Source organism: Pseudomonas tolaasii NCPPB 2192, from assembly GCF_002813445.1.
Classification (GTDB): domain Bacteria; phylum Pseudomonadota; class Gammaproteobacteria; order Pseudomonadales; family Pseudomonadaceae; genus Aquipseudomonas; species Aquipseudomonas tolaasii.
This window is the reverse complement of record NZ_PHHD01000001.1, coordinates 5875202-5891687: the sequence shown is the minus strand read 5'-3', so window position 1 is coordinate 5891687 and position 16486 is coordinate 5875202. Positions and strand designations below refer to the sequence as shown.

General features: G+C 62.9%; 12 protein-coding genes. 7 read left to right on the top strand and 5 right to left on the bottom strand.

Going from position 1 to position 16486, the window contains the following annotated elements; translation table 11 throughout:
* Window positions 1-32 precede the first annotated feature (32 nt).
* Window positions 33-2468: a TonB-dependent receptor plug domain-containing protein gene (locus ATI14_RS26765; RefSeq protein WP_016971871.1), complete on the bottom strand. Its 2436-nt coding sequence runs from the start codon at window positions 2466-2468 to the stop codon at window positions 33-35.
* Between the two features lie 307 nt (window positions 2469-2775).
* On the opposite strand from ATI14_RS26765, the gene ATI14_RS26760 reads away from it, so the two are divergent.
* Window positions 2776-3771 (top strand): P1 family peptidase, encoded by a 996-nt coding sequence (locus ATI14_RS26760; protein ID WP_080520087.1) that lies wholly within the window; start codon window positions 2776-2778, stop codon window positions 3769-3771.
* A 122-nt stretch (window positions 3772-3893) separates the two neighbouring features.
* On the opposite strand, the gene ATI14_RS26755 is transcribed toward ATI14_RS26760, so the two are convergent.
* Window positions 3894-5240, bottom strand: coding sequence for a tetratricopeptide repeat protein (locus tag ATI14_RS26755; RefSeq protein WP_016973366.1), 1347 nt, complete (start codon window positions 5238-5240; stop codon window positions 3894-3896).
* 316 nt (window positions 5241-5556) lie between these two features.
* Here ATI14_RS26755 and ATI14_RS26750 point away from each other — a divergent pair, with 316 nt between their 5' ends.
* The 6 genes from ATI14_RS26750 to ATI14_RS26725 all read left to right on the top strand — a co-directional run bounded on the left by ATI14_RS26750 (window position 5557) and on the right by ATI14_RS26725 (window position 12206).
* Window positions 5557-7140, top strand: coding sequence for an ABC transporter substrate-binding protein (locus ATI14_RS26750; protein WP_016973367.1), 1584 nt, complete (start codon window positions 5557-5559; stop codon window positions 7138-7140).
* Window positions 7137-8114 (top strand): ABC transporter permease, encoded by a 978-nt coding sequence (locus ATI14_RS26745; RefSeq protein ID WP_016973368.1) that lies wholly within the window; start codon window positions 7137-7139, stop codon window positions 8112-8114. The genes ATI14_RS26750 and ATI14_RS26745 overlap by 4 nt, the downstream gene beginning before the upstream one ends.
* Window positions 8114-8941, top strand: coding sequence for an ABC transporter permease (locus ATI14_RS26740; RefSeq protein WP_017254890.1), 828 nt, complete (start codon window positions 8114-8116; stop codon window positions 8939-8941). Before ATI14_RS26745 ends, ATI14_RS26740 begins: the two co-directional genes overlap by 1 nt.
* The gene (locus ATI14_RS26735; protein WP_080520457.1) at window positions 8938-10527 is read left to right on the top strand and encodes a dipeptide ABC transporter ATP-binding protein; all 1590 of its coding nucleotides are present in this window, start codon (window positions 8938-8940) and stop codon (window positions 10525-10527) included. Before ATI14_RS26740 ends, ATI14_RS26735 begins: the two co-directional genes overlap by 4 nt.
* Window positions 10528-10591: 64 nt before the next feature.
* Window positions 10592-11419: an alpha/beta fold hydrolase gene (locus ATI14_RS26730; RefSeq protein ID WP_016972039.1), complete on the top strand. Its 828-nt coding sequence runs from the start codon at window positions 10592-10594 to the stop codon at window positions 11417-11419.
* 52 nt (window positions 11420-11471) lie between these two features.
* Window positions 11472-12206, top strand: a complete 735-nt coding sequence (locus ATI14_RS26725) for an ATP-binding cassette domain-containing protein (protein ID WP_016972040.1) — start codon at window positions 11472-11474, stop codon at window positions 12204-12206.
* Here the strand turns inward: ATI14_RS26725 and ATI14_RS26720 are convergent.
* The 3 genes from ATI14_RS26720 to pmrG all read right to left on the bottom strand — a co-directional run bounded on the left by ATI14_RS26720 (window position 12187) and on the right by pmrG (window position 16249).
* The gene (locus ATI14_RS26720) at window positions 12187-13704 is read right to left on the bottom strand and encodes an ArnT family glycosyltransferase (RefSeq protein WP_016972041.1); all 1518 of its coding nucleotides are present in this window, start codon (window positions 13702-13704) and stop codon (window positions 12187-12189) included. The two genes, ATI14_RS26725 and ATI14_RS26720, sit on opposite strands and share 20 nt — an antisense overlap.
* Window positions 13705-13731: 27 nt before the next feature.
* Entirely contained in the window at window positions 13732-15387 is a 1656-nt protein-coding gene (gene arnT / locus ATI14_RS26715) for a lipid IV(A) 4-amino-4-deoxy-L-arabinosyltransferase (RefSeq protein WP_016972042.1), read from the bottom strand.
* 187 nt (window positions 15388-15574) lie between these two features.
* Complete coding sequence (gene pmrG / locus ATI14_RS26710; RefSeq protein WP_031320017.1) at window positions 15575-16249, bottom strand: lipopolysaccharide core heptose(II)-phosphate phosphatase PmrG; 675 nt, start codon at window positions 16247-16249, stop codon at window positions 15575-15577.
* Window positions 16250-16486 lie beyond the last annotated feature (237 nt).

Genomic DNA, 16486 nt, shown 5'->3' with positions numbered 1-16486 from the left:
ACGAGGCCGGCAAACCGGCCCCGCGCACTGGGTTAGAAGTTGTAGGTCACGCCGGTGTACCAGTAGCCGCCGGTGGTGCCGTAAGGCGAGAAGTTGCCGTAGGGGAAGGCGCCCGAGCTGCTGGCCAGGCCGGTGCGTTCCGGGTACTTGTTGAACAGGTTGTTGGCGCCGGCATTCAGGGTGACGGCCTTGGTCAGGTGGTAGTCGACGTTCAGATCGGTGATCCACGCGGGCGAGAAGGTGCGGTCGTAAATCTCGGCGGTGCCGTACTGGGTGTACTCGCCGTAACGGGTCAGGTTCAGCGCCACTTCCAGCTTGTCGTAGGTCCAGGTGGTGCCCAGCAGCAGTTTGGATTGCGGCAAGCCGTACTTGAGGTTGCCCTGGCGCTGACGGTCGTAGCCGCCGTCCGGGCCCAGTGCCTGGGTGGCGACGGAGGAGGCGTGGATGGAGTCGATCTGGGTGGTGTTCCAGTTGAACCCGGCCGAGTATTTCAGGCTGCCGTAGGCACCGATGTCCTGGCGGTAGTCGCCCACCAGGTCGACGCCACGGGTGGTGGTGTCCAGGGCGTTGGTGAAGTAGGTCACCGCCTGGTTCGGGTTGAGGCCCGCAGCGGCGAGAATCGCGCTGATCTGCGGGGTGCCGCCGAGGTAGCCGGTCTGGGCGATGCGGTCCTTGATCTTGATCTGGTACGCATCGAGGGTGATGTTGGTGGCATCGGTGGGTTGCAGGGTAAAGCCGAGGCTGAAGTTGGTGGATTTTTCCGGCTTGAGGGTGTCGGCACCGAGGGCCTTGGCCACGTCGGAACCCACGGCCACGTTGCGGTAGTCGAAGAGTTGGCCGTTGACGCTGGTTTGCGAGGTCGAGCTGTAGATCTGCTGGGCCAGCGACGGCGCACGAAAGCCCGTGCTGAACGTGCCGCGCACGGCCAGGATAGGAGTCAGCTGATAGCGCGTGGAGAACTTGCCGTTGGTGGTGGTGCCGGAGCCGTCGTTGTAATGCTCATAGCGACCCGCCAGGTCGACGTGCCATTTGTCGGTGAAGTCCTGCCCGATCTCGCCGTAGCCGGCCAGGCTGATGCGGCTTTTTTCGGCCGCGTCGGCGGGCGTGGTGCCGGCGCCGGAAATGGTTCCCGGGGGAATCAACGCACCGTTGGCGCCGGTGTTGAACGGCCCGCTGGCGTAGGAGGCAACGTCGCCCTTGCCGATCTTGTAGTCCTCGTATCGCTGTTCCAGGCCCCAGGAAATCTGCGTCGGCTTGTACAAGCCAAGGTCAAAGGCGCGGGTCAGGTCGAGGTTGTTGGTCCACTGGCTGAAGGTTTTCACGCCGGTGTCCACCGAGGTCGGCGAAGTAGGGCCGTAGCTCAGGTTGTAGGTGTCGGTGAGGGTGGCGCGCGCATGGTCCTGGCCGTAGGTGCTCGACAGGTCATAGTCCCAGCCGGCAGCCTGGCCCTTGCCACCGAACGCGACCTGGAAGTCGTCTTCGATAAAGCGCAGGTTGTCTTCGATACCTTGGGGGTAGGGCGTCTGAATGCCGTTGAAGCTCGGTGGCTGGTGGAAGGCCAGGGGTTTTTCCGAATTGCGGTGGGTGAAGGTCGAGAACGAGTAGAGGGTCAGGGCGTCGTCCACCGGCAGCTCGGCGTTGTAGCCCAGGCTGAAGTTTTTCGCCTCGGGCAGGCCGGTGCCGTAGTAGGTGTGACGCTGGCTGGTGTTGCCGGCGGCGTCGGTGTACGGCGCGTCATCGGAACGGTCGGAGACGTTTTGCTTCTTCACGTCCAGCGCGAGGTTGATGAAGCCGTCGTTGGGCAGGGCCAGGCCGACGTTGCCGGTCTGGCGCACGGTTTCGCCGTCGCCGTTTTCATAGTTCTGGCCGTAGCTGGTGGACAGGCTGCCACCGTGGTCGGTCTGCTTGAGCACGATGTTGACCACGCCGCCGATGGCGTCCGAGCCGTATTGTGCCGAGGCGCCGTCGCGCAACACTTCAACGTGGTCCACCAGAGCGGTGGGGATCATGTCCAGGTCTACCGGCTGCGAGCCGGAATTGAGATAGGTGCCGTTGTTCAGCAGCGCGCTGTTGTGACGGCGCTTGCCGTTGACCAGCACCAGCACCTGATCACCGTTGAGGCCGCGCAGGCTGATGGGGCGGACCACCGACGTGGAACCGAAGCCCGAAGACGCCGGTTGGTTGAGCGACGGCAGCACTTTGCTCAGGGCACGGGTCAAGTCGCCCTGGCCGGTGGCGAGCAGTTGCTTGGACGAGATCACATCCACCGGCGCCGGGCTTTCGGCCAGGGTGCGCGCCTGCCCGCGGTTGCCGATGACCACCACGGTGTCCAGCGGGTTGTCGCTGGCCGGGGCGTCGGCTGCCAGGGTCAGGCTGCTGTAGCTCGCGGCCTCGCACAGGGCCATAAATAACAGGGTGTGGGCGAAGGCCTTGCCGGGTCGGCTGGCGGTGGCGCGTGATGCATTCATGATGGGAAACACTCCAGTGGTTGTAGGCGTTGGGCCTGATCGGGGGCGGCTTGTTGGGTGCAAGCTCTGGTGAAAGGCTGGAGAGCAAGGGCTGTGCCATCTGAAAAAAATGTTTATAAACAGATGGTTAGTGGTCTGTTGGCGAAGGTGTTGGTGTTTTTCTAACAGGCCGGAAGGCAGGCTGTTGTTTTTTGTGCAGAGGATTTCCGGGGCCAGGGAGTGGCGAGCCGCGTGGTCGGGCCGAGGCGGCTTGGCACATCCCTTGCTCTCCCCACGCCATACCTGAACCCAAGGAAGTTTTTTCTGTATGCCCAGACCCGGCCCACGCAACGCCCTTACTGATATTCCAGGCCTCACGGTCGGCCACGCCACGGACCTGCACGCCGACACCGGCGTCACGGTGATCCGCCCCGATGGCTTCTGGACCGCCAGCATCGACATTCGCGGCGGTGGCCCCGGCGGCCGCGAAACCGCCGCCCTCGAACCGGAAAACATGGTCGGCCAATTACACGCGCTGGTGTTCAGCGGCGGCTCGGTGTTCGGCCTTGGCGCGGCGGATGGCGTAGCGGCGAAGTTGTCTCAAGACGACGTAGGCCTGCATTTAAAACCCGGTGCCCCGGCGATTCCCATCGTGCCTGCGGCCGTGCTGCATGACCTGGCCAATGGCGGCGACAAGGCCTGGGGGCTTGAGCCGCCTTATCGACGCCTGGGGTTTGAGGCACTGGCCAACGCCGGCGAAGACTTCGAACTGGGCTCGGTCGGCGCGGGCCGTGGCGCCATGGCCGGGGTGCTGAAGGGCGGCCTGGGCACGGCCTCGCTGGATCTGGGCGACGGGTTGATCGTTGCCGCGCTGGTGGTCGCCAACCCTATTGGCTCGGTGTACATGCCCGACGGCAAAACCTTCTGGGCATGGCCCTGGGAAGTGGCGCGGGAGTTTGGTGGGCATCGCCCGGTTGACGTCATGGATTGCAGCGACCCCATGCCGGAGTTGTCGCGGCTTGATTCCATGGGCCGTTTGCAGGCCGGGGCCAATACCACGCTGGTGGTGGTTGCCAGCACCGCGCGGCTGAGCGTGGCCGAATGCAAGCGCGTGGCGATCATGGCTCAGGACGGGATTGCACGGGCGGTGCGGCCGGCGCATTTGCCGTTTGATGGGGACACGGTGTTTGCCCTGGCGTCGGCGGGGGTGGCGTTGACCGACGGGCCCCGCAGGCAGGTGGAGATCGGCCGGATTGGCTCGGCGGCGGCCGATTGTGTGGCGCGGGCGATTGCCCGAGGGGTGTTTGCTGCCAGAGGTGTTTGAGCCAGACTCGGTCAAACTGTGGGAGCTGGCTTGCCTGCGATAGCAACCTTTCAGTTAACAGAAATGTAGCTGACCCACCGCTATCGCAGGCAAGCCAGCTCCCACATTTGGATTGGTGTGTGTCAGGTGAATCGTGACACTCGGGCCTGGGCTTTGGCCGCCTGCTCCGGCAACCCCAACGCTTCATACACCTTCACCAGGCTGCGGTTCGTCGGCACATCCCAGCCGTCATACCGGCGCCTCAGTTCCAGGGTTTGCTGCGCGCCAAACCAGTCGCCCGCGCGCAACCGCGCATCCAGTTCCACCTGCGCAAACAGGTCACGCTGGGCGTGGCTGCCGCCGATCTCGTTCAGTCGCGGCAGGGCGATTGTCAGTTGCTCCAGTGCCTGCTGCCAGTCACCGCGCGCATGGGCCAGCAACCCCTTGGCCAGCGGCAAGGTCACCTCGCCCCACACGGGCCTCGCCTCAACGCTGTGCCTGCGCAGGGCTGCCAGCAATTGATCTGCCTCCGGCTTGCCCGCCCGCGCCAGCCCATACAGGTACTGCACGCTGAGAAACGGCTGCACCGTGTCGCCCATCCGGCTTTGCAGGTACGCCGCCAAATCCTGCCAGCGCTTGCCCACTTCAACCCCGGCCAGTTCCAGGCGTGCCAGCAAAGACACCGCGCCCACCTGGTCCTGGGAGTATTCCGGCAAGATGCCCCACACGTGCTGATCATAAATGTCCAACACCCGCTGATCTTCGCCGCGCGCCAGGTAGAACAGCGCCAGGTGCCACCAATTGTGGGTGTACATGAACGAATTCAAGCCGGCCCAGTGGTGCGCCACGCTCTCCAGAAACGCCGTACCCTCCTCGATACGCCCCTCGGTCAGCATCACATGGGCCAACGCATGCTGGGCCCACGGCTCGGACGGGTCCAGGCGCAGGGCTGCCAATGCGCTGGTCTCGGCCTCTTCGATCAGGTGGCACTGTTCATAGGCGAAGGCCAGCAGGCCGTGACTGTGGGCGATGTCCGGCGCGCCGGCCACCGCTTTCAAGCCAATGCGCAGCAGCGCCGGCCAGTTGCCGCGGTTGAATTCCAGGTATTGGTTGAGCTTGGCGGCAAACAGGTCACGCGGGTAATGGTCGAGCAACTGTTCGCTCAGGTGCAGGACGTGATCGAGATCGTCGCGTACCCACGCGTCGAGCAACGCCAGATAACGCCGGGCACGCGGGTGGTCGGTGTTCACGGCGGCGGCGCGCTGGCGGTAGTGTTCGGCCAGCGTCGGGCCTTCGGGGGACTCGATAAACATCAGCAGCAGCCCGGCGAAGGCATTGGCCAGCGCGGAGTCGGGGTCGGCATCGGCGGCGGCGAGAATGCCCTCGGCGCGGGGCTGATAGCCGAGGAAGCCGCCGATGAAATCGTCGAGGCCCTGGCGGGTGGCGGGGTGTTGGGTGTCGATGGGGTTGCCCAGGTAATCCAGTGACATGGTAGGGAGGCTCAGTGGTTCGGATGGAATGACAGGGGCAAACCTTGTGCCAGCTGACACCCTGCGATCCCTGTGGGAGCTGGCTTGCCTGCGATAGCGGCCTGCCAGTTAACAAAGATGTGGCTGATCCACCGCTATCGCAGGCAAGCCAGCTCCCACATTTGGTCTGCGGTGCTGTTGCTTTTTGCACAGTCACGCAGACCGCTGTGGTTTTTTCATCAGTTTGCCTGCATCAAAATCCAGTATCACTGGCCCAAACCCCCATGGCACAGCCCTTGCAAAATCCCTCGCCTACCTTTCAAGCCGAGGAGGCTCCATGCGCTCATTCTCTTTCCGCCGTGCCCTCTCGTCCGTAGGGCTGTGCGCCGCCTTGCTGGCTGGCCAGGCCCAGGCACAACCCCAGGATGGCGGGGTGCTGAACCTGGTCGCCCAACCGGAACCGCCGTCGCTGATGCACGGGGTGGTCAGCCATGTGTCGACCCAATACGTCAGCGGCAAGATCCTGCAGGGCCTGCTGACGTTCGACACCGACCTCAAACCCAAACCGGTACTCGCCAAAGCCTGGACGATCTCCCCGGATGGCCTGACCTACACCTTCGACCTGCAGGACGGTGTGCACTGGCACGACGGCCCGGCCTTCACCGCCGATGATGTGGTGTTCAGCTTCCAGACCTTCTACCCCGAGGTGGACAAGCGCCTGGGCGGGATCATCACCGAGTACGTCGACAGCATCACCGCCAAGGGCCCGCTGCAGGTGGTCTTCCAGCTCAAGAAACCCTTCGCGCCCTTGCTCTCGGCACTCGGTAGCGGCCTGCGGCCGGTGGTGCCCAAACACCTTTACGAGAACACCGATTTTCGCAACAACCCCTACAACCTCAAGCCGGTCGGCACCGGGCCGTTTGTGTTTGTGGAGTGGAAGCGCGGCGCCTACATCAAGCTGGCGAAGAATCCCGACTACTGGAAGAAAGGCCTGCCCCACCTCGACGGCATTGTTTTCCATGTGATCCCCGACGGGTCTTCGCGAGCAGCCGCTTTTGAGCGCAATGACGTGCAAGTGCTGCGCAGTGGCGATGCCGATTACTCCGACCTCAAGCGTCTGAGCGCCTTGCCGAATGTGCAGTCTTCCGAGAAAGGGTGGGAGTTGTACGCGGGCCTGGCTTTCCTGCAAATCAACACGCGCAAGCCGCCGTTGAACAACCCGAAAGTGCGCCAGGCGATTCTGTATGCGCTGAACCGTCCGTTCATCGTCGACAACATCTTTTTCGGCTCCGGCAAAGTGGCCCAGGGCGAGTTCGTCTCGACCACGCCGTACCACGACCCACAACTGCCGCAATACAGCTATGACGTGAAAAAGGCCAAGGCGCTGATAGCCGAGTCCGGCGTGGATGTAGGCGCGGTACGCATCCGCCTGCTCAATGGCGAGAAGGGCGGGGCGTGGGAACGCCTGGCCGAATACACCAAGCAGGCGCTGCAACCGCTCGGCTTCAAGGTGCAGGTGGTGACGTCCGACGCGGCGACCTGGTTCCAGCGCGTCAGCGACTGGGATTTTGACCTGACCTACAACTTCATCTTCCAGATCGGCGACCCCTACCTGACCAGTGCCTACCTGTATCGCTCCGACTACATTCTCAAAACCTCACCCTTTGCCAACGTCAGCGGCTACAGCAGCCCCGAGGCCGACGGGTTGTGGCAGAAAGTCGCCGATACCCCGAACGGGCCCGAGCGTACGAAACTCTACAGCCAGCTGGAAAACGTGCTGAACACCGACCTGCCGATCGCGCCAATCTTCGAGATGCGCTACCCGACGCTGTTCCACACCCAAGTGAAGAACCTGCTGCAAACCGCCACCAGCCTCAATGAGGATTACGAGAACGTTTACCTCGACGCGCCCGCGCCATGAACGGCGTGCTGTATGTCGGTGGGCGGCTGTTCAAGGCGTTGCTGATGGTGGTGGCAGTGCTGGTGTTGAGCTTTGTGCTGATCCACCTGGCGCCGGGCGACCCGGCGCTGTTGCTGGCCGGCGAAGCGGGGGTGGACGACGTGCAGTTTATCGAGCACCTGCGTCAGACCATGGGCCTGGATAAACCGTTGCTGCAACAGTTGCTGATTTACCTGGGCAATATCGCCCAACTGGACCTGGGGTATTCCTACCGTAACCAGACGTCGGTATGGGCGCTGATTGCCGAGCGCTTGCCGGCCACACTGGCCTTGATGGGCTCGGCGTTTGTGCTGTCGTCCGTGTTGGGTGTGACGTTGGGCGTGCTGGCCGCGCGGGCGCGTCAACAGCGGCACTGGCTCGACGGGGTGATTTCCCACGGTGCCCTGTTGCTCTACGCGATGCCGCCGTTCTGGCTGGCGATGCTGCTGATCCTGCTGTTTTCCGTGAGCCTGGACTGGTTGCCGGCGTTTGGCATGGAAACCGTCGGGCAGGACTTTTCGCTGCTCGACCGTGCGCAGCATTTGCTGCTGCCGTGCCTGTCGTTGAGCGTGCTGTTTCTTGCCTTGTACATCCACCTGACCCGCGCCGCCGTGCTCGACGCCCTCGGCCAGGAATACGTGCGCACCGCCCACGCCAAGGGCTTGCACCCACGGCGAATTCTCTACGTGCATGTGCTGCGTAATGCGTTGTTGCCGGTGGTGACCTTCGCCGGGCTGCAGCTGGGTCAACTGGCCAGCGGCGCGCTGTTGGTGGAAGTGGTGTATTCGTGGCCCGGTATTGGTCGCCTGATGTACGACGCCCTGGCCCAGCGCGATTACGGCGTGTTGATGGGGGGCTTTTTGGTGATTTCGATTTTGGTGGTGGGCTTTAACGTGTTGACCGATGTGATCTGCCGTTTTCTCGACCCGCGCATCGGCGCCGGAGGGCAGGGCTGATGGCGGTGTTCAAGCGCTTTATCCGCCAGCCGTCGGCGCTGGTCGGCGCGGTGTTTTTACTGCTGCTTGCGGCGCTGGCGATTGCTGCGCCGTGGCTCACAAACAGCTCGCCGTGGGAGATGAATACCCGGCCGATGCTCGCGCCGTTCCAGGATCCGGCCCACTGGCTGGGCAGTGACTTGCTCGGTCGCGACCTGGGCAGCGGTTTGCTCTATGGCGCGCGGGTGTCCCTGGCCGTCGGCGTGCTGGCCAGTCTGGCGACCTTGCTGGTGGGGCTGTTTATCGGTGCGCTCGCCGGTTACTTCGGAGGCTGGCTCGACGCAATCCTGATGCGCATCGCCGAGTTCTTCCAGATCATCCCGCAACTGGTGTTGGCGGTGATTCTGGTGGCGGTGCTGGAGCCGTCCCTGGGCACCATCGTGCTCGCCATTGCGCTGGTCGCGTGGCCTGGGGTGGCACGGCTGGTGCGCAGTGAATTCCTGACCCTGCGCCAGCGCGAGTTCGTGCAGGCCGCGCGGGTATTGGGGCAATCGCCGCTGGGTATCATCACCCAACAAATTTTGCCGAATGCCCTGGCGCCGTTGCTGGTGGTGATGACCTTTGTCATGGCCACCGCGATCCTTACCGAAGCGGCCCTGGCATTCCTCGGCCTGAGCGACCCGGAAGCCATGAGCTGGGGTTACATGATCAACGCGTCCCGTGGGCTGCTGCGTGATGCGTGGTGGATGAGTTTCCTGCCGGGCCTGGCGATTGTGCTGTGCGTGCTGGCGGTTAACCGGGTGGGCGAAGGCTTGCGCGTGGCCTTTGAACCGGGGAGGTCGCGATGACCCTGTTGAGTGTGGAAAACCTGCGCATTGCCCTGCCGGCAGGCGCGGACCGCAGCCATGCGCTGTATGACCTGTCGTTGCAACTGAACCGTGGCGAGTGCCTGTGCGTGGTGGGCGAGTCCGGCTCGGGCAAGTCCATGTTGGCCAAGGCGCTGCTGCGCCAATTGCCGGTGCCGTTGACGCTGGAAAGCGGCCGCCTGCTGTTTCGTGAGCACGACCTGGCCGCGCTTGGCGAAGAGGGCATGCGCCAGCTGCGCGGACGCGATATCAGCATGGTGTTTCAAGAGCCCATGAGTGCACTGAACCCGCTGCTGCGCGTGGGCGAGCAGATCGATGAAACCCTGCGAGCCCATGGCGTGAAATCGTCACGCGAGCGTCATCGGCGTGTGGTGGCGTTGCTCGGCTACGTCGGTTTGCCGGACCCTGAGCGCTTGCGTCTGGCCTATCCCTTCGAGCTGTCCGGCGGCCAGCGTCAGCGCGTGGTCATCGCCATGGCGCTGGCGTTTGATCCGGCGGTGTTGATCGCCGATGAGCCCACCTCGGCGCTGGATGTGACTACTCAGGCGCAGATTCTGGATTTGTTGCGCAAAATTCAGCAGGACAAGGGCATGGCACTGTTGTTTATCACCCACGACTTTGCCGTGGTCGAGGCGATTGCCGACCGCGTGCTGGTGTTGGAAAAGGGCCACGTGGTGGAGCAGGGCAGTGCCGGTCAGGTATTGCGTGAGCCGCAGGCGTCGTACACGCGGCAACTGCTGGCGGCGGTGTCGGCCCAACCATTGGCGCCGCGGGCGGCAGTGGCGGGTGCCGTGGTGCTCAAGACCGAGCAGTTGAGCAAGGTATTCAGCACGCGCAGGGGTTGGCGGACCCGGCGCACCACGCGTGCGCTGGACGCGGTTCAGTTGCAGCTGCGTGAGGGGGAAACGCTGGGGATCGTGGGGGAGTCCGGCTCGGGTAAATCCACCCTGGGTCGTTGCCTTGTGCGTTTGTTGCAGGCTGACAGCGGCCGGATTCAATGGCTCGGGCAGGACGTGGCGGGGCTGTCTGAAAGGCATCTGCGACCCTTGCGCCGTGACGTGCAAATGATCTTCCAGGACCCGTTCGCCTCCCTCAACCCGCGCCAGACGGTGGGCCGCATCATCATGACCGGGCCACTGGTGCAGGGCCATTCCAGCGCCGAGGCCGAACGGCGTGCGCGCGAGTTGCTGACGCTGGTGGGCCTGCCGGTCACGGCGTCTGAACGCTACCCCCACGAATTTTCCGGCGGCCAGCGCCAACGCATCGGCATTGCCCGTGCCTTGGCCGTTGAGCCTAAAGTGTTGATTGCCGATGAGTGTGTGTCGGCGCTGGATGCACTGATTCAGGTGCAGATTCTGGAACTGTTGGAGTCGCTGCAACGGCGTTTGAAATTGAGCATTGTATTTATCACTCATGATCTGAGGGTGGCGGCGCGTTTGTGTGACCGCATTGCCGTGATGCAAAACGGGCGGGTGGTGGAGCAGGGTGAAACCGGTAGTCTGTTTGCCGAGGCACGGCACCCCTATACCCGGACGCTGCTGCAGTGTGCATTGGCTGACGCGATTTAATGTGGGAGCTGGCAAGCCAGCTCCCACAGGGTTTACCGAGTTTTCATTGAGGAATGGGGTATTTATGAGTGCCGGTTTTAGTGAACTGCCTGTAGTACGCGGCGAAACCGTGGAAATCCGCCCTAACCGCCACTTGAGTATTGCCCTGCACCAGGGCACTACCCAGGCAGGCACCGTGGTGTTCTTCTGCCACGGCGCCGGCGGCAACAAGGACCAATGGCGCCTGCAATGGCAGGCGTTGCAAGCGCAAGGCTACAGCCTGGTCGCCTGGGATTTGCTCGGCCACGGCCAGAGCGCCAAACCGCGTCAGGCATCGGCCTACGCCTGGGCGGAACTGGTAGCTGATTACGGCGCGATTCTTAAACGCTACGCCGGGCCGCGCAACCTGATCGTGGCGCACTCTTTCGGCACGGGCCTGACCCTCAGCACCTTGCTGACCCGTCCCGCAGCGCCTGTGGAGGCGGTGCTGTTGTTGGGCACGCTGCTGCATCGCCCCGTGGCCAGCGGCGGCTTGTTGTCGCTACCCGCGTGGATTCTGGAGTGGCTGCGGCCGTTGTTGGCCAAGGGGTTCCGCGAGCGCGCCTGGCATTCATCGGCTGACCCTGCGTTGGTGGCCTACGAGGAAAAGCTCACCGAACGCAACCCGTTGTACATGTTCAAAGCCCTGATGAAAAACGCCAGTTGGCCCGACGTCGAACAGATTCCCGACCTGGCCTTACCCATCAGCATTCTGGCCGGTGACAGCGATGGCCTGACCCCCGCCAGCGCCGGGCAGGCATTGGCCGAGCGATTGCCCAACGCACGGTTTGAGGTGCTTGCGCGCTGTGGCCATCAACTGATGCTGGAGCAACCCGAGGCCGTGCTTAAAGCTTTCAGCGCTTTGACGGAATAAACCGGCGCGCTGAGGCGTTGTAGTGACTCATTGTTTCGTTTAGAGATTTGCCATGAGCCACACCACCGAGCCCCTGCTCCGTGTCAGTCACCTGAGCAAGACTTTCGGCGCCGTACAGGCGCTGGATCAGGTCGACCTGACTATTTATCCCGGTGAGGGTGTGGCCTTGCTCGGTGCCAGTGGCGCCGGCAAATCAACGCTGGTGAAAGTCCTCGGCGGCCAGTTGGCGGCGCAGGCTGGCGAGTTGTGGGTTGACGGCCAGCGGCAACGTTTTACCTCGCCGTTGTCGGCGCGACGCGTGGGCATCGTCGCCGTGCATCAGCGCCCCGATGAAGGCATCGCCCCCGGCTTGAGCGTGGCCGAAAACCTGTTGCTGGATGAGCTGTGCCTGCCCGGCGCGGACTTTCTGCTCAACCGCAAAAACCTGCTGCTGCGCGCCGAAGCCATCGCCGCCGTGCTGGGCCTCGACCTGCCGTTGCAGCATCCGGTAGAGCGCCTGAGCCAATCTGACCGGCAACTGCTGGTGCTGGCCCGGGCGTTCGCCTTGCAGCCCCGGCTGTTGATTCTCGATGAGCCTACGACCGCCTTGTCGGACGCCGACGCCGAACGCCTGCTGGGCCTGATCGAACGCGAGCGTAGCCGTCGTGGCATGGCGGTGTTGTGCATTTCACAACGGGTGGCGGATTTGCAGCGGGTGACCAGCCGGGCGGTGGTGCTGCATGAAGGGCGCATGGGCTTCAATCGCCAACGCGCCAAGGCGCAGGCGGTCAGCGCGGCGTGGGGATAAACGCCACACTCCCATCCTCGCGCTTCTGAAACAGCCGCTCGCCGTTATCCGGCTGGGTGGTGATCACCTGATGATCGGCGCCCAGATAAGCCAGCGGGGTCGGGTCTTCCTTTGAGTACTGCGCAAGGATGATCGTGCGTTGCGGGTCGAAGTGGCGGCCGCTGGTTTTATCCAGCCAGGCCATGAGCGCGGCGCTGTCGCCCTGGCGCGGGAAGTCCTGGGTTTCGCTGACGTAGTAGAACGGTTTTCCGCCGTTTTGCAGGTACATCGGCAGCTTGTTGTCGACTTCCACCATCACCATTTGCCAGTCGCTCCAGGGCGCGGTTTTCTGCGCCTGGGTTTGCACGTCTTCAGCAAAACGGGTGACGCCGCCGTTGCCGGTGGTCCAGGGGTAGATCACGCCCAGCACCAGTAACAGCAGCCCGGCGGTGCAGCCGAAGCCCTTCTGCCAACGTGGCCAGCTGGCGGTTTTTCTCTCCAGCCGTTCGCTCAGCCACCAGGCCGCCAGCAGTTGGGCAAAGGGCACCAAGGGCAGCACGTAGTAACTGCGACGGCTGCCACTGGCAGTAAAGAACACGAACAACAGGCCCAACCCCCACACCAGCCAGCGGACGTTGGGCGGCGTCTGGCGCCAGTGCCGCAGCGCCAGCCACAGGCCGAGCATCCAGCAGGGCGCCCATGGCAAGGTGTAGGCGGGCAGGTAGATCAGGTAGGTGTAGATCGGCCCCATGTGGTCGAAGGGGTCGAAAAAGCGCACGACGTTTTCCTTGAACACCAGCGCCAGGCCGCTTTCACCGTAGGTGGGCGCACCATAGAAATGCGACAGCACAAACGGAATCGCGTAGAACGCGGCGGCGATCAGCAAGGCCAGCATCAGCCGCCCATTAAGGTGGCGCTTGTAGCGATGTTCGCTGAGCAGGTGCGGCAGTAGCACCAGGCCGGGTAATACGAAGCCGATCAGGCCTTTAAACAGTGAGGTCGCCGCCAGCAGCAGGAAAAACACCGTGTAGCGGCCCAGCCGTGTGTCGTCCGGCCCGCGCCAATACCACCACACGGCCGCCAGCACGCCGCACACGGTGAGCACGTCAGCTGTGGCGACGCGGGCCCAGAACAGAAAATAGAAGCTGGTGGCAAGCATCCAGCCGGCAATCAGCCCGGTGCCTTTGCGAAACAGGCGTTCGCCGATCAGGTACACCAGCCAGATGCTCAGCCATGCCGCCATCACCGACGACAGGCGCAGCGACCACGGCCCCAGGCCGCCCATCAGCTTGGCTGCGCCTGTGATCAGCCAGTAGGAAGGCAGCGGTTTGTCGTAGTACGGCGCGCCCTTGAGGTAGGGGTCGAAGTAGTCACCGCTTTGCAGCATTTGCAGGGCGATGTTGGCCCAGCGGGTTTCCGGCCCCCACAAATCGCGGCTGCCCAGGCCCAGCAGCAGGAGAAGCGCCGAGACGCCCAGCAACAAGATCAAGGCGCCGCGGTCGGTTTTCCAGAAGCGCATGGGGTGGTTCCTGTGGCAGGCCTGATATCAGGGAAGCTGCGGGTAAATGATCATGAGCATGGGGCCTTTGCGATAACGCTTGCCGCCCGCAGGCAACTGGCCTTCTTCACGGTGTTCGCTGGTGCTGCGCACACGCATCAACACGCCGACCGAGCCCTCCTTGCGGGCTTCGCTCAGCCAGGGCTGGATGTTCTCCAGGCTGACTTTGCGATGGGCCGAGTCCTCGTATTTGAGGCCGTAGCGCAGTTCGCCTTCGGTGTCGTAAAACGCGACTTGCGGCCTACGCAGGCGCCAGGACAACGCCGACGCCGTGCCCAGTTCGTTGCTGATCAAAGCATGGGTTTGTTGCAATTCATCCAGATGCTCAAGCACAAACTGGTCGGGCATCTCGGTGTCGGTGATTTCTTCCGGCATGCCGGCGGGCAACAGCGCCACCAGCAAGCCGATTGCCAGCGCGGGCATCGCCCACAGCGTGAGTGGCCGCGACACCTGCAACACGTTGGCGAGGATCCAGCCCAGCAACACGATAAAGCTCAGCGACAGGCTGAACATTTCCGCGTGGCTGTTGCTGTACAGCGGGTTATCGATTTGCAGGTAAATCAGCGCGGCCATCGCACCCACGCCAATGACCAGGTTAACCACGCCGTTGGCACGCAGTGAGCGCGTCTTGCCGCTGTTGATCAGGTCGATCAGCGTGTGGCCCATCAGCAAGGCCAACGGCAGCAGGCACGGCATGATGTAGGTCGGCAGTTTGCCGCGGCTCATGCTGAAAAACGCCAGGGGCAGCAGCAGCCACAGAGCGAGGAAACCAATCGCCGGTTGGGCTTTTTCTTTCCAGGTTTTGAGCAGGGTGCCCGGCAACAGCGCAGCCCACGGCAGGCACGCCACCACCATGATCGGCAGGAAGAACCACCAGGCTCGGGCGTGTTGGGCATTGTCCGAAGAGAAGCGGCGAATGTGCTCATGCCAGAAGAAGAAACGCCAGTAGTCCGGTTCCTGCACATGCACCGCCAATACCCATGGCAGGCAGACGAGCGCCGCCACCAGGATCGCCAGCGGGCCGTGGCGCAGCAGCTCGCCCAGGCGCCGTTGCCAGGCCATGTACGGCACGGCAATCAGCACGGGCAGCAGCCACGCGAGGAAACCCTTGGTCAGAAAGCCCATGCCACACGCCAGCCCCAACAGCGCCCAGGCGCCCAGCCGATGTTTGGGGGTGCGGCCATCGAGGGCAAACCACAAGGCCACCAGGCTGAGGTTGACCCAGAACGTAAATTGCGGATCGAGGTTGGAATACCCGGCTTGCCCGGCAACCAGGCCGAAGCTCATGTAGAGCAGCGCACAGGCAAAGCTCTTGCGCGGGTCGTTCCACAGGCGCCGTGCGATGAGGTAAGCCAGCAGCACGCTAAGGCCGGTGGTCAGGGCCGAGGCGATGCGCACGCCGAACAGGTTTTCGCCAAACACGGCCTGGCCGATGGCGATCAGCCAATAGCCGGCGGCCGGTTTTTCGAAGTAGCGCACGCCCATGAAATGGGGGCTGATCCAGTTGCCGCTCAGCAGCATTTCCTGGCTGATTTGGGCGTAACGGGTTTCATCCGGGATCCACAAACCATGCAGGCCCATGGGCAGCAGGTAAAAAACAGCAAAGGCCAATAACAATAAAGGCAGGGGTTTGACACGGGTCATGAAAACGTCGCTCCTTGACGTTCGATGGCGGGGAATGTGTGGATAAAAGTAATAGAAGAAAAAGTCACAAAGTTCACTAAGTCGCTGAAATTATTCATGACGCCGTCAAATAGCGGGCGCAGTTAAACATGCCAGAAGAGGCCTGTCGTTTTGCTGAACATGAAAGAAGGTATATGTAAAAAAGTGTCTAGAGCTTCTTCAAAACTGCGAGCCACGCCGGGCTGTTCATAACGCCCAGGGTCTCGAATTTGCCGTTGGGCAACACGCGTACAAACAAGGCGCTGCCATAGTGGGGAAAGGTGGCGCGAGGGTAGCCCAAGGCACTTTCGAAGTCGGCGATGCAGCCGCTGTGGGTGACGAACACCAGGTTGCGCCCGGCCTGTTTGCGACTGAGCAATTCCTCGCCCATGGCCGCACCGCAGATGGCTTGCTGGCCGGACGTCAATTGCGCAGCGCCGAACATGGCGTGGGCCGTCTGGGCGGTGCGCACAGCGGGGCTGGCAACCACATCGCTGTTCTGCATGCCCATTGCCTTGAAGGCCTTGCCCAGTTCTTCGGCGCGCTGGCTGCCGATCACGGTCAGGCCTTCCAGTGGGCCGAGGCAGGGGTTGGTCGAGCGGTCGCAGCGTTCTTCATGGCGCACCAGCACGATCAAATCGCCATCGCGCCAGGTCGGTAAAACCTTTGAGGTGAGCAGGCGATTGCCCACGCCGAGGTCACGCGGCGATGACGGCCAGAACATGAAACCGGTCAGCAGCAAACCGACAACGGCGACGCCTGCGCCCCACTTGCGTAATCGCTTGATAGTGGCGCGGCGCGAGCGCGGTTTCGTCAGGGTAAGGTCAACCACATCATTCACCATGGGCACTGTCGCAATGTTTTATTAATTAGGCGCAACGCTGTTACGGATGCCCGTAGTTGAGCGAGAGCCTGTCACAGGGCTGCTGTCTTTTGGCTGAACATTCAGCAGGTAAAAGTTGCCGCGTACGGCAACTAACAAGTTGCCGGTTAGCAGCCATTGGCGGGCAATTTAGAGAGGCGAGGGTGGGCGGCCAGTGAAATCCATGTGAAAAATTTGCGTAGGCGCGGCGGTGAGCCG